This window comes from Streptomyces sp. NPDC033178 (assembly GCF_055577685.1).
On record NZ_JBVIPT010000035.1, the window covers coordinates 45229 to 59117 of the forward strand.

At 65.6% G+C, this 13889-nt stretch carries 5 protein-coding genes and 1 pseudogene; all 6 read right to left on the reverse strand.

Going from position 1 to position 13889, the window contains the following annotated elements; translation table 11 throughout:
• Positions 1–66: 66 nt before the first annotated feature.
• Entirely contained in the window at positions 67–1029 is a 963-nt protein-coding gene (locus ACZ5VQ_RS47535; protein WP_469110459.1) for a Dyp-type peroxidase, read from the reverse strand.
• A gap of 355 nt (positions 1030–1384) precedes the next feature.
• Complete coding sequence (locus tag ACZ5VQ_RS47540) at positions 1385–1813, reverse strand: hypothetical protein (RefSeq protein ID WP_469110460.1); 429 nt, start codon at positions 1811–1813, stop codon at positions 1385–1387.
• Positions 1814–1846: 33 nt separating this feature from the next.
• The gene (locus ACZ5VQ_RS47545; RefSeq protein ID WP_469110461.1) at positions 1847–9685 is read right to left on the reverse strand and encodes an RHS repeat-associated core domain-containing protein; all 7839 of its coding nucleotides are present in this window, start codon (positions 9683–9685) and stop codon (positions 1847–1849) included.
• A 600-nt stretch (positions 9686–10285) separates the two neighbouring features.
• Positions 10286–10921: a DUF6461 domain-containing protein gene (locus ACZ5VQ_RS47550; RefSeq protein WP_469110462.1), complete on the reverse strand. Its 636-nt coding sequence runs from the start codon at positions 10919–10921 to the stop codon at positions 10286–10288.
• A gap of 84 nt (positions 10922–11005) precedes the next feature.
• The gene (locus ACZ5VQ_RS47555; RefSeq protein WP_469110463.1) at positions 11006–11956 is read right to left on the reverse strand and encodes a hypothetical protein; all 951 of its coding nucleotides are present in this window, start codon (positions 11954–11956) and stop codon (positions 11006–11008) included.
• Between the two features lie 690 nt (positions 11957–12646).
• A pseudogene (locus ACZ5VQ_RS47560) lies at positions 12647–12820 on the reverse strand (DNA helicase); the annotation flags it as partial.
• Positions 12821–13889 lie beyond the last annotated feature (1069 nt).

Consider the following 13889-nt stretch of genomic DNA (forward strand, 5'->3'; position numbering starts at 1 on the left):
ACCAGCCACTCCGGCGTGACCCGCGGTCTTTCCAGACTCACGCCCCCGCATCACAGACAGACAGCTTCATTCATCAGTCAGTGCGTCAGTCCAGGAATTACCGGGCGGCGGAACGAAGAAGTACCCGCCACCAGTGGTCAGGAGATATTGGGCCATGGACTCGTGCTGCAGTCGCTTCTGCACGGCTTCGAAGCCGCGTGCCAAGTCCCGTTGGAAGCAGGAGAAGAGCATGCCGGTGCTTCCCTGGCCTCGGTCATAGCGGTAACCGCGACGTACGAGAGGAGGCGGATTACGGCGGTCGGGTGCGGCGAGCCGGACGTGGGAATCCAGGGGTGTGATCTTGCCGCGGGGGTCGGCTGCGAAGTCGGGGCGTTCGTTGGCGGGTGTGCCGTCGAGCCAGCGACCGTCTCGGCGGCGGCCGATGATCTGTTGCTGTGTGACGAGAGTATCCTTTTCCCAGAATTCGGTGGCCAGCTCGATGACCCGTACGACCTGATAGCTGCCTCCGACTGCCCACGGCGGTTCGTTCTGGTCAGCACGCACGAGGGCTGTATCGGCGATACTGCGGAGGTCTGGCGGGTTGCCGAAGCCTTCCTCGAAGTGGAAGGGGTTACGCGTGAGCGCCTTGTTGTTCTCGATCCGGTTGTCCGGCCGAAATCCTGTGGCCTGCCAGCGCACCGTCCAGCCCGGGAGTTCAGCCAGCAGCCGTTTGCGGGCGGTGCGGGTCCTCTCGGCTGTGGGGCCGGCGATCTGGATCAGGATGTCTCCGTGACTGCGGGCCGGATCAAGCACGTCGCCAGGGTAGGCAGGCATGGCCCGCAGTTGCCGGGGGCGGGTGGCCCCGTCGGTGAACATTGAGTGACCGATCCCGAGATCCACACACAGGTTGTGCCGACGTGCCTGCTGAAGGGCATCGGCCAGTTCACGCGTGGCGTGGCGTAACGGAGTGCCGGGTTTTCTGTCCAGGGCCGCCAGGGCCAGGTGGGGTTGGGGCAGAACATCGCGCAGAGTCTCCGGCGCGGTGGGCATCGGTGTGCCGTCGTTCCTTGTGGCGGAAACTGCTAGGCCTGCGGCGCCCAGGGGCACGACTAGGGATGGTATGAGTATGGCTGTCCGCCTTCTCACTGACTCCCCCATCATTCTTTTTCGTCGGGACCGTGCTTGCCCTGGTCTGTTGCCTGCCAATACGGCACTGCAGCGCCGAGCTGAACCCAGCTCCAACCTCCTAGGTATAGGCCGTCGGGGTTGCGGTGCTGTCAATTGAGCGCAGAGGAAGCGCACTTGGCTGAATCCTCGTCTGGTGGCCCGGCAGGAAAGCGACATGAACGTCTGTCCTGACCGCACCTTGCGGTGAATGAAGCCGTCACGGCCACTGGGCACCGCATCATGTATCCGCGCTTTTATGCCACTCACGGGCTCCGGCCCGGCGCATCAGGGTCTCCGCTGCGGCTCCTGCAAGGAACGGGTGGACGAGCCGGACGTACTCTGCCTGGCCCAGCAGAGATTTCCTCAGCTGCTTCAGGTTACGGGCGCTGCGCGAGATCCCTCCCGGCCGCTCGACAACCTGCGCGGCAACGGCCAGCGCCTCGATGTCCACCGTGAGCATCACCGAATCCGTCTCGGTCTTGACACTGCACTCCACGGTTCCTTCCGCGGCATCAAGCCGTACCCGGTATTCCGCACCGTTGCCCGTGTATGTGACGACTGGCATGACCCGCTCGGTCTCACTCGGGCCGGCCAGTCGCAAGCTGTCGGCAATCTCGGTGTAGGCCGCGCGTACCTCTGCGAAGAAGAGCCTCGTTGCAGGGACCATTCACGCCTTCCAACTCTCATCTGCCGGTCCGACCTAGGGGCGGATTCTGAAGACTTCCCAGTAGTCGCCGACCTGCCGCCATCCGTACCCCTTGTCCCTCAAGTACTTAAGCTCCCGCTGGTAAACGTTCCCTCCGCGATACAGCGGCTTGTTCGGATCGGTGACCAACCGAATCGGTGTTCCGCTGGCCAGAGCATCATCCATGTAGCGCTTGTTACGGGTCCAGTTCCATCCCCCAACACCCTTCTTTCCATTGGCCATAGTGCCGCGGATGTTGAGGAAGTCGGCATCGAACCCGCCGCCCGGCCTCGCGGCGATGTAGTCCTCAATGTCTGTCTTACGCCCGAGGAGGCATGTGGCGTTGTGAGCCAGGAGGTCTTGCGTGCCCACTCCAACGAAGTAGGTATGCAGACCATCAACTGTGAGGTTGAAGACCTCGACGGAGGCGGTGCGCCGCTCGACCGCGGTTACCTGGACCCATGCGCCAGCGCTGGTCTGCAGCCATTGGCCGGAGTGAAGGTCCCCTGCATCAACCCATCGGCGCAGGTCTGGCACCCAGAAGGGGTGCCCTTCCGTCGCTGTGACAGAGGTGGCCTTGGTATCCCTTGGGCCGCTAGTGTGGAGGGTGATGGTGACGAGGCGTTTCTCTCCCTGGCTCGCGATGAGTGTGGTGACCTTGCGAGGTCCGCGTTCACCGGTCTCCGGGTCAGTGGCGAGCACTTGTTCGCCGATTCGGATGTCCTGGATGGGTTTGCGGGTGCCGTCTGCCATGACGACGGGTGTGTCGGTGGTGAAGCTGTTTCCTGGCGTGCACATCCCCCGTGCCCCCAAGGCCCCTTCCAGACATCCGACCGCAACGGCACCACCGACTTGTCCCCAGTTCACTTTGCGTCCGGACAGTCGTTGTACGCCCCAGTCGAGGACGCCTCCGAGCACACCGCCCACAGCACAGCCCGCGAACAGCGGGCTGTCTCCTGTGGGATCGGTGTAGGCGGTCGGGGAGGACAGCGCGTACTCGTAGAGGTTGGGGCCGCCTTCGTGGCCGATGGGGTCTTGGGAGATGAAGCGGCCGGTCTGTGGGTCGTAGTAACGGTCGCGGTAGTAGAGGAGCCCTGTTCCATCGTCTTCGCGGCCGGTGAAGGTGTGAGGGTTGGAGCTGGTGGCGCCACTGGGGGTGGGCTGGCCTGCGGGGTCGTAGGTGTAGCGGGTGGCAATGGAGCCGTCGTCGTCGGCCAGGCCCCGCACGGTGCCCAGGGCGTCGGTGAGGTAGATCTGGGTCTTGCCGTTCTCCGTCCGGGTGAGGAATTGATCCAGTCCCGACGTGGTGACGGTGGCGGTGGTGTCGCCGGAGCCGTTTTGCTCGATGAGCGGGTTTGAGGCGTCGGTGAGGAACTTCTTCTGGCTTCCGGAAGTGGTCAGACCAGTGCGGTTGCCGAGGGGATCGTAGGTGAACGCGGAGGGCTGGCCGGACTGCGAGGTGAGGCCGGTGAGCTGTCCGCGGGCGTCCCAGTTGTAGGCGCGCAGCCCGTCGGTCTTGAGCTGTCCGTTCCTGTCGTAGGTGAAGTCCCGGCCGTCGAAGGTGGTGATGCGGTTGTCCTTGTCGAAGGCCGTGCCTGTCTCGGGGGCGGGCAGCGCGGTGTTGGCGAGGCTGCCGGTCAGCGAGGTCTGCAGACCTCGGTTGTCCCGGTCGTAGGTCAGGTTTCCGATGTTCGCGGTGCCGCGGGTGTAGTCCAGCGATGTGGGGATGCCGGTCTTGTCGTATCCGGTGGTGCGGGTGAAGCCGCCGGGAAGGTGCGCTCTTCGCTCCCGGCCGACGGTGTCGAGGTCGAAGGTGATCTGGTCGGTGCCGCGCTGGAGGGAGGTGAGGACGCCTGAGTCGTCGTATGCGTACAGCGTGGTGGCTCCGGCTGCCGTCATCTGCTTGCGGCGGTCGGCGGCGTCGTAGCCGTAGGTGACCGTGCCGGTGGGCCCGGTGGTGGAATCGAGCCGGTCGTAGTCGTCGTAGGTGAAGGTCTGGGTGCCGGACTGGGTGTCGTTGATTTCCTTGAGCCGGTCGGCGTCGTCGTAGCCGTAGGTGACCTTGGATTGGGCTGTGCCCGCCGTGACGCCGAAGCTCGCTTCCTTGGGGCGGCCGAGCAGATCGTAGGCGGCGGTGGACGTCTGCCCGGAGCGGTTGCTGACCGTGGCGAGTTGGCCTGTCCCGTCGTAGGCGAAAGCCGCCTGGGCTCCCATCGGGTCGGTTGCTGTCTTGGGCCGGTCGGCGTTGTCATAAGTCCATGTGGACGTGTTGCGCCGGGCATCTGTCAGCTGTGTCAGGTTGCCGTTCTCGTCGTAGCCGAAGCTGACTGCGTGTCCCAGGGGGTCAGTCGTCAGCTTGATCTGGTTGAGCTCGTCATAGGTGACCGTGGTGGCAGAGCCGGCGGGGTCTGCCACGGCAGTGGGACGACCGGCCGCGTCCGTGAATTGGCTACTGGTGTGGCCTTCCGCGTCCGTGACGGAGACAAGGTCACCGTTCCGGTAGGTGTAGCGAGTGGTGGCGCCGGAGGCGTCCGTGACCGTCTCGACTTGGCCTTCGCGGGTGAAGGCGAACGTCAGAGGGCGGCCTTCGGGGTCGGTGATCTTCTGCAGTTGGCCGGTGCCGTCATATCCGACGGTTGTGGTGTGGCCGAGCTGGTCGGTCAGAGAGTCGACCTGGTCGAAAGGGCCTTGGTAAGTGGTCGTGCCAGAGGAACGGGCCTTGGCCGTTCCGGCGAGCTGTGTGGTGGCGGTGACATGTCCCTGGGCGTCGTAGGTCAGGTCGGTGCGACGCCCATAGGGATCGGTGATTCTCTCGATGCGGTGATTGGTGCCGCCACGCTGGTAGGCAGTCGTGCGCGCAAGGGAGGTGCCATGAGCCTGGGTGTCGGAGGTGGCAAATCCACCGGTGCCGAACTGCACACGTCTGACGGCACCTCCCGGCTGCGTGACCTCGGTGGCAGTGATCTTGCCGTCGGTGCCGGTGGTGTAAACAAAAGAGTAGGCCGCACCCTCGGTGAGTCTCTGCTCTTCGACCCGGCCGTCCGCGTAGTAGTCGTTGGTCATGTAGGTGACGCCGCGGGCATCTACCGCCGTCCTGATGCGGTTGCTTGTGCCGTCGTAGGTGTACCGGCTGGTCTTTCCGGCCGGGTCGGTCACTGTCTCGAGGCGGCTGGCGGCGTCGTAGGTATAGGAGACACCGCGGCCGGCATTGTCCTTTGCTGAGGTGACGCGATGCTTGTCGTCGTAGGCTAGGTCGATCCACCGACCCGTCGGCGTGGCAATGTGTGTCAAATCGCCGCGGCCGCCATTGGATCGGGTGAAGCGCAGGACGTTGCCGTAGCGGTCCCGCATTCCGTTCATCGGGCCGTATTGCGGGAAGAACCAGTCGGTGCCATCACGCATGCGTAGGCGCCAGAACCCCCAGTTGACGTCGTAACTCGCGGTGATCTTTGCACCTTGGAGTGCTGTGGCATTGCTGAGCGGTTCGAAGACGGCGTCAACGAAACCGTCACCTGGTGATGTGCGTTTGAAGGGGACGACCCTTCCTCCAGGAAAGATCATGTCGAGGGACTGCCGCCGCCTCTGGGAGGTGTCGTACAAGCTGATGTTGTACGAGAGGTCCCGGCCCACTCCGAAGGCGCGGGTGCGGCTGTCCCCCTGCCAGTAGGTCCGGTTCACCTCGCCGGGGAAGAAGGCGTCTGCGACCGCGAGGTCGGTGCGGGCGTCGGTGAGCAGGCCGGTGCCGAGGTCGACTGGGTCGCCGGAGAGCCAGTCGATGACGTCGTCGAGCATAGGGATGTCGAACGGGAGCAGGTCGGACGTGCTGATCATGGCCCCGGTGAACTGCCAGACCCGGGTCTTGTCGTCGGGGATGACCTGGGTGCCGTCCGCGGAGACGGTGCCGTGTCCGTAGACGTGCCAGCCCTTCTTTTTGGGGTCGTAGCTGATGAAGTCGGTGCGCTGCCCGGGCGGTTGGTGGGTGTAGTTGGGGTAGATGATCTGGGCGCCCTTGGGGAAGACGTAGGTGCCGCCGGGCTGGACGGTGAAGTAGACGGGGACTTCGCTGTTCTTGGGCAGTGGGAAGGGCGGCCGGTCGATGGGGATGGCGGTGATGCCCAGTTCGGTCACCGGTTTGCCGTCCTGGTCCCTGACGACGCTTCCCTTGGGGATGCGTACTTCCAGCCCGGGGATCTTGGGAGTCTTCAGGACGGTGTCGTGGCGTGTGGGCGCGTCGAGGGCGACCGTGTGCTTGGTGTCCAGCGGGGTCATCCATACGGGGAAGCCCAGCCGTGTTGCTTGGCCGTCGCGCAGGCGGATGTGGATGTCGAAGATGCCGTAGTGGCGGGTGCGGGTGTTGGCGGTGCGTCCGTCGACGGTGAGGGTGGTGGCCTCGGGTTTGAGGCCGTCGAGGACGAAGCGGCCGCGTGTGTCGGTGCGCCGGGTCGTGCCGCCGATGCGGACGATGACGCCGGCGAGTGGTTTTCCGTCGAGTTTGAGTACCCGGCCGGTGAGCGCGGTCGTGCCGCGCCGTGCGGGCAGTGGCGCCGGGGCGGTTGGGGTGTGGGACCGGCCGGTACTCCAGGTGCGCCCGGCCAGTTGAGCCTGTCCGGGCTGCCAGGTGTCCGGGCCGGTCGGCACGCTACCGCTGCGACGTTCCGTTTCGGGCCGGTCCTTGGGGCCGGTGGCCTTCGGACCGGTGGTCATGCCGCTGGCGGTGATGGCGTTGTCGCGCGGCCGGACCGGCTGCGGTGAGGTGGCCGCTGAGGCTGCGGCGGTGATGCCGACGGAAAGGGTGCCGGTGGCCTGGTTGGAGGGGTCCACCGTGAGGGTGTAGGTGCCGGTGGCCGGCAGGGTGGTCAGGATGAGTGAGGTGGTGGTCTGGGTGATGCGACGGGCGTCGGCCAGCCAGGTGCCATCAGGGTTCGCGACGGACAGGTCCCAGGCGTAGGGCGGGGTGTCCGTGGTGACGGTGACCTTCTGCCCCTGGGTGCCGGTGAACGTGAAGTGGGCGTTCTGACCGCCGGCTGTGATCGCGGCGGGCCGTTTGGCTCCCCCGGCTATGAGAGCTCCCGCATCGATGTCGCGGATCTGGGTGGCTGTGGCGGCGCCGGTGACGGGTTTGTCGGGACGCAGCAGTACCCGGTATGTGCCGGCGGCCAGGGGGGCGCGCAGGTCCACCTCGCCGGTGGCGGCGGTGAGGGTGGATGCGTTCTTGGTGATGCTGCCATCGGGTGTCTCGGTGGCGATCCGGGTGGATCCCAGGGTGCTGTTGGTGAAGGTCACGGCCTTCCCGCTGCCAGCTGTCGCGGGCACGAGGAAGACGAGTTGCTGTCCGGGCCGGGCGAGGTTGCCGGTCACAGTGGGGGCGCTGTCGGAGAGGGTTCCGGCGGTGACCGGGCTCGACAGCCACAGGGTCAGGGAGCCGGTGACGGCCTTGTTCGGTTCCAGGAGCAGGGTGTAGGCGGCTCCTGGGATCAGGCCCGCCATGTATTTCGCGCCGGTGCTCGCGCGAGTGACCGTGCCGAGGTCTTCGGCCACCGTGCCGTCTGCCGCGAGAAGCGCCACGTTGAGGGTGTCGGTCAGGGTGTTGTCGGTGATGCCGATGCCGATGGTGCCGCCTGGCGGGGCGGTGAAGTCGGCCCTGAGGTGCTGTCCGGCCCGGTTGATCGACACCGGTGCTGAGGCGCCGTCAAGCGGCGGGGAGCTGTGCAGATCCGCCGACAGCAGGAGGCTGACCGCGCCGGTGGCGTCCTGGAAGGGATCCAGCACGACGCGGTAGGTGCCGGTCTCCGGCAGATCGCCGAGGGTGAGGGAGGCCGCTTGGCCCGCCGCGACGACTCTGCCGTCGATGACGGCGGCGCCGGACGGAGCGAGGACGGTGACGTAGAGGTTGCCGGTGAAGGTGTTGGACGTCAGGCCGAGAGAAAGGTCGTTGCCCGTGCTGGCCGGGAAGGTGGTTTCGGCGTCCTGGCCGAATCGGGAGATGACGGCCCGGACGGGCTCGGTGGCAGTGCTGGACAGCTGCGGGAGGCTGACGGGCCGGGACAGGGTGAGGGTTACGGTGCCGGTGCCCAGCCGGGATGGTTCCACGTAGATGCGGTAGGTGCCGGTGGCCGGGAGCGGGGCCAGGTCCCATTCCTTGGGTCCGCCCACGGCGCTGAGGCTGTCGACCTGTTTCCCGTCGGGGCCGCGAATGTCCAGCGCGGCCAGGGTGTCGAATCCGGTGATGGTCGCCGCGAGCGAGAGGCGCTGGCCGCTCTGGCCGGAGAAGCGCGTGATGCCGTTCTGGCCGGGGCGGTCGATGGTGACCTTCGTCGCCGCACCGTCGGTGGTCAGCTGGCCGGCGTCCGCGTAGTGCGAGGCGGACACCTTCACGGTGCCGGTGGCGGCGCTGCTGGGGTCCAGGACGAGCTGGTAAGTGCCTGTCTTGTCCGGCTGGTTGATGTCGATGGAGCCGACGTTCTTTGCCGCGATCGTCAGGTCGTCGACCTCGGTCCCGTTAGGCCCGTACACGGTGGCGGTCAGTGTCTGGGGCAGGGTGAGGGCGTCGATGCCCAGGCTGACGGGTTCACCGGCGGTGGCGTCGAAGGTCCAGCGGCCGTTCTGGCCCTGCCGCTGGATGTCGGTGGCGGCAGGGGCGGCGGCGAAGTCCAGTTTCCCGCCCACGGGGTAGGACAGGGTGGCCTTGGCCGATCCCACGCCGTTGGAGCCGGGGACGAAGAGCAAGGCGTAGGTGCCCGAGAGCGGAAGATCACGCAGGTCCCAGTCGTAGGCCGCGCCGTTGTAGGTGGTGGTGCTGCCTATCTGGGTGCCCTGCGGGTCGATGAGCTTCGCGGACACGGAGCGGAACGTCGACTCGGTCAGCGCAAGGGAGATGTCTTCGCCCTGGTTGGCGTCGAACAGGATGCGCGCCCGGAAGCCCGGCTGGGTGACCGCGAACGGGGTGGGCTGTGCATCCGTGGCCTCGGCCCGCAGCGACATCTCCAGCTGCTCGTCGGTGAAGGGGACCGTGAAGTCTCCTGCGGTAGTGGCACGTCCGTCCGACGTGTCCAGCGTGACGCGCCCCGTTGTTGCGCCCTGGGGCACCCGCACGGTCAGCGAAGTCGCAGACTGGCCGGTTACTTCGGCGACGATGCCGCCGTTGAAACGGACCACATTGTTCGTCCGGGTCTCGGCGAAGTTCGCCCCGGCGAGAACAACCTCCGTCCCCGCGGCACCGGTTGCGGGTGTCATGCCCGTGAGCTTCGGCGGCACGGTCGGCGTGAATGTTTCCGCCGACGGCTGCGTCGTCCCGCCGACGGTGACCGACACGCTCCCCGCCGTCACCCCGTCGGGAACGGTCACCACCACACGCGTCGCCGTACTGCTCACCACGTCGGCCGGTTTGCCGTTGAAGGAAACGGTGTTGCCTGCGGGCGCGGCGGAGAAGCCGGTGCCCGACAGCGTCACCTTGGCTCCCGCCGCGGCACGCGTGGGCACGACGGCAAGCAGCGACAGCTGGCTCGTCGGGAAGCGGTCGATCCCGAGCCGGTTGCCGGCCCCGTCGTAACGGTAGCGGGCGGTCTGCCCGTCAGGATCACTCACCCCGACCAGACGCCCGGCCGCATCGTGGGCGTAGACGGCGTCGTTCGTGGTCGGCTCGTCTGCCGCGTCAGCCTTCGGGCCTACTGGGTCAGCCGCGGCCTGCGCGGCCGCCGGCGGCTTGGCCAGGGCCGCTTCCGGGGAGGAAGCCGCCGCGCCGGGCGGGGCTTGTGCGGAGACAGTGCCCGCAGCCAGTGCAAGTACCAGCGCTCCAGCGGCGATCGCTCTGGAGCGCGCCGACAGCAGTCCTCTGACGAGTCGTTCGCTGTGCATGCGCACAGAGCCCTCCCCCAGGCACGCTCACGCACCCCGCGAGGCACGTGAGACCGCACTCCCCACACGAGGCGTCACAACGTACACACAGAAGGACAACAGTGCGAGCACGACAGCACACGTTTCCCACACACACCGTCATGACGTGGCCACTTCAAGCCATGATCGGAAAACACGGATGTATTCGCCCCACACCACGGCAACTATCCGGCCTGATCAGTCCAATCGACAGGATGCATCCGTGCGAGCTTGTGGTTGGCGAACTGCCCACACCGCATCGGGGCCAGTTGACGGCGTAGGCCTGCGAATTCGCCGGGCTGCCCCTCAGGCGCATGAGCAGTTCACCAGCCGCCCGAGCCAGCATCACCCATGAACCGGGCCCGCCGCCTTTCAACACCCTCGCTTCAAAACAGCTGGTGAACTAAGGCACTGTGAGCGCTCAGCAACCAGGACATGCAACGGCGGAAAGCTGATCCAAGCACGCCGCGCGCGCCCAAGCCCTTGAGCTGAACAGCCTGAACGCCTCAGAACGCGGCAGCCCACGGCACTACAACCGCAGAGCCCGGCGCCGCGCTCTGCGCGGATAGCAGGATCCCGTCGTCAATACCCTCCAGCGATACGGACGGCAAGCAGGCGCGCGGTGTCTGCCTCTTGGGGCACGGCGCACCGTAGTTCCTGTTGAATCTTCCGAACTGCATTTTCGTAAGCTTCTGAGCGGTCCCCGCTGTCGATAGCCTCCCGGAATCCGGTGAGTTCCTCAAGAGTTGCCGGGCGCTTTCCGTAGTCATGCTGAGGGAAGAGCGGATCGAAGGAGGAGAGGATCTCGCTGTTTTTCGCGTACGAGATCCACGTGGATCCTGTTTCGCTCAGTCTTACAGACAGGGCGACTGCGTCGCGGGAAACGGAGGCGAGGATTTCGTCACTCGCAAGGTACGGTCCTTCCGACTCAACAACGAAGGACCAGTCGCCGTGGGTTCCGGCACGCAGCAGTGGACCAGTGCCGTCGAGCATGCCGCTGCTGTGCAATTCATCCATGTTCAGCTCGGGGACGTCGTCTTCGTCAATGTCTTCCCCGAGCGCTTTGATGGCATCTGCTTCGAGACGGGTCAAAGGAATCGGCTGAATCTCTCTTCCTGACACCCTGGCCAGAAGCTCGGTGGGGGAAATCCCTCTAACGAAGAGGGCACAGTACCCGGTTCCGTAGAGTTGCGAGTTCGGGAAGATGCTGGTGCTCACGGTGCTACCTCGTTTTATTAACCAACCACCACTGCGCGGTCCGGACCGCTGAACAGCGTCCGGACCGCGTATTCCGCGCGGATCTTAATTTACCGGCTGGCCGGCGTCCACCCAGTAGGCGTCGCCCTCAAGGAGACGCCACTCCACTGTCCTCCTGCCGAGGTCGCCGCCCACGCCCTCATTCTGGTTCTTCGGCATGCTGGCACGGGCGCACTTTGCGTTTGCGGCAGGCATCTGGCCCTGGTTGAGTCCGGGCCAGGTGAGAGACAGGTACTGCTTGCCCTCGATGGTCTGGGAGGTGACCATGTACTGCTGGCAGGACGCTCCAGAGGTGACCCCCAACTGTCTGCCGCTCTCCTTCGTCCTGGCGAACGGGAACTCGTCGCACTGAACTGGCGGCGGAGTACTCGTGTGCGGCTTGAACGTACTGTCGCAGACCACGGCGCGGTTCTTGCTCACGACGCTCTCGTCCGACTCGCGGTGCAGAGGCTGCCCGCGGCCCTCCCAGCCCGGGTGCGTGGCCATGCTCGCCTGGACCATGCCGATGAACTGACGGGCCTCACTGTACTTCTGGTCCACCACAAAGGTGGGGGTGAACGCCGGTACGACACACCCCTTGGTGGAACCGTTGATCTCCTTGTCGCAGCGCACCATGTACTGGCCGGCGCTCGGCTCCCCCGCGTCTCCCCACCTGGCCGTACCGTACGTCCCTCCGATGTTGACGGTCAGCGCATAGCTGATGAGGAAGGACTTGTTCCCCGCGTTCTCGGTCCACAGGCGGGTGAAACCGCCGTCGATGGACCCACCGACCGTGATCGGTCGAGGAGCGTTCCACGGGTCTGCGTTCTGCTTGCAGCTGGCGTTGAGCGAGCAGACCGCGTCCACCTTCACTGTCATCACACTCGACGTGATGTCAGCCGATGTGAGGTCGAACTTCATGTACTCGAAGAATTCGGGGTTCGTGTTCTGGGTGTCGATCTCCTGCTCAAGGGTGCCGTAGGCCTTGCCGAAGATCATGCCTGTGACCGTGTCCATCAGGACAATGACAACGCCACGCCGCGAGCAAATGGAATCGCGCGTCACATAGACCTGATTCTCTGCCTTCTCTCCGCACCACACCACGCTCGCCGCAGACGAGGCTGACGAGCCCTGCGTCTTTGCGAGCTCCTGCGGGGTCTGCCATTCGAAGCATACGGCCCGCTTCTGGCCGGACTCCCTGAGAGCCTTCAGGTTGCGCTTTGTCTCAGCACAGTTGGACTGCGGTGAAGCCTGCTCTGTTTCAGGGAGAGCTTGGAAATCCGATGGCTGATCGCCTACCTTCTGAGCAGCCAATCCGGTGCCGGTCCGTCCGTCATCCGCCGTTGCGGATACCGGTCGAGCCGAAGACGTTGTATCGGCACTGGCCGTGATGGGCACAAGTAACGCGAGGACTGACGCTGCGACCACTGCCAGAGATCTTCTCGTTCTGGTGTGCAAAATTTCCCCCAGGTCGTCGTACGGACGCTTGAGTCCGTCTCGACGGATCAGGCAATCACGGCATGATCACTCCGTCAACGATCACTTTTGGACAGCAAACGACAGCGACAACAGCAACGAATACCGGCCATCGGCGTCACCATGCGCATCTCCAATTCTGGGGCGCCGGGCCAGCAGCCACACTCTTCTGGTCCGGCCCTTTCCTGATGCAGGAACACTTCTGACATCGCATCCGCCGCCGGCAGTCGGCTACAAACCGAAGCCCACGGGAAGTACTCCGCCGTCTGGACCCGCCGGGTTCCGCAGCTCGTTGTGCGGAACCGGCAAAGGGCATCCATCAGGATGCTCCTGAATCCAGGACAAGCCGCCCATGTCGAGACGACGGCGAGTGCGCGTGACCGCGACGTAGGCGAGGCGGGCCTCGCCGAAGGGAGCAAGGTGGAAAGTGAAGAGATCGCCGAGCGCGTTGACGGCTCCGAAGCCGGCCAGGTCTTCGCGGCGTTGGAGGATGTGCGGGTCGAAGCGATCGAAGTACAGGCCCCGTTCCGGGCTGGGTATTTCCCGCAGCACGTAGCCGTGCTCTCCCCTGCCGCCCTGCCGGGTCAGCAGCCGCTCGAAGTCCTTGACGACAGCCGTCTCGTCGAGACGGGGGCGCGGCACCTGAAAGACTTTCAGTACCGGCATGGTCTGCCCTCGCGCCCGCAGGAAGACAACCGCCGATTCCACACTCGCATGCATCTGCGTCAGCGTGCCCGACCCGTAGACCACGAGCAGGGTGTCCCAGGGCTCGGCCACCTTCGTCCGCATCTCGGCCGCCCAGGGTTGATCTGAGACCCATCCGTGTGCCGGAAGCAGCACCGCCATCACGGCGTCGGGTGAAGGCGGGCGGCACGAGGCCATGACCTCGGCGTAGTAGTCGGGAGCGGCTGCACGGCGGCTGTCCGGAGTTGTCCTTCGCTCCCACGTCGGCACCAAGAACAACGGCCCATCGGCGAGAATCGCTCCAGCACGTGCGGCCAGTTGCTCCCATGACGGCTCGCGCTCGCTCTGCCAGCCCTCCGGTGCGTTGAAGGCCAGCTCGCGGGCGAACAGGGAAATGCTCAGCATGGTCGGCGCGCCCTGGGCAAGCCGCTCAAACCCGATACCAACCAGCTGCTCACTCAACGCCGACAGCTGCACGGTCTCTGCCACGCTCTCCCCCACGCCTGCCATGCGGTCCCCCTTGTGGAAGGGAAGTTTAAGGGCTCGCTGATCACCGGATGCTTCCTCCGCAGCGCAGATGTTCAAGGATCATGCGGCTCAGGGGACTGGCGCTGCCCATCCCCTTCTTCGCCGAGGCCGGTACAGCTCATGACGATTAGCCACCCGCTGGCTGGGCGCACGCCCCTGGATCTATAGGGTGAGCTGGGCGGAGTGGGGGGGGGGGGGGGGGGGGGGCGGGGGGGGGGGAGGAAAAAACAAATCCTTCTTCGCCAAGCCTTTCGCCCTCCCC

Bases quoted from the DNA above. Each gene is read 5' to 3' on its own strand.
- ACZ5VQ_RS47535 (WP_469110459.1), bottom strand. From the start codon at position 1,029: ATGCCCACCGCGCCGGAGACTCTGCGCGATGTTCTGCCCCAACCCCAC.
- ACZ5VQ_RS47540 (WP_469110460.1), bottom strand. From the start codon at position 1,813: ATGGTCCCTGCAACGAGGCTCTTCTTCGCAGAGGTACGCGCGGCCTAC.
- ACZ5VQ_RS47545 (WP_469110461.1), bottom strand. From the start codon at position 9,685: ATGCACAGCGAACGACTCGTCAGAGGACTGCTGTCGGCGCGCTCCAGA.
- ACZ5VQ_RS47555 (WP_469110463.1), bottom strand. From the start codon at position 11,956: ATGGACACGGTCACAGGCATGATCTTCGGCAAGGCCTACGGCACCCTT.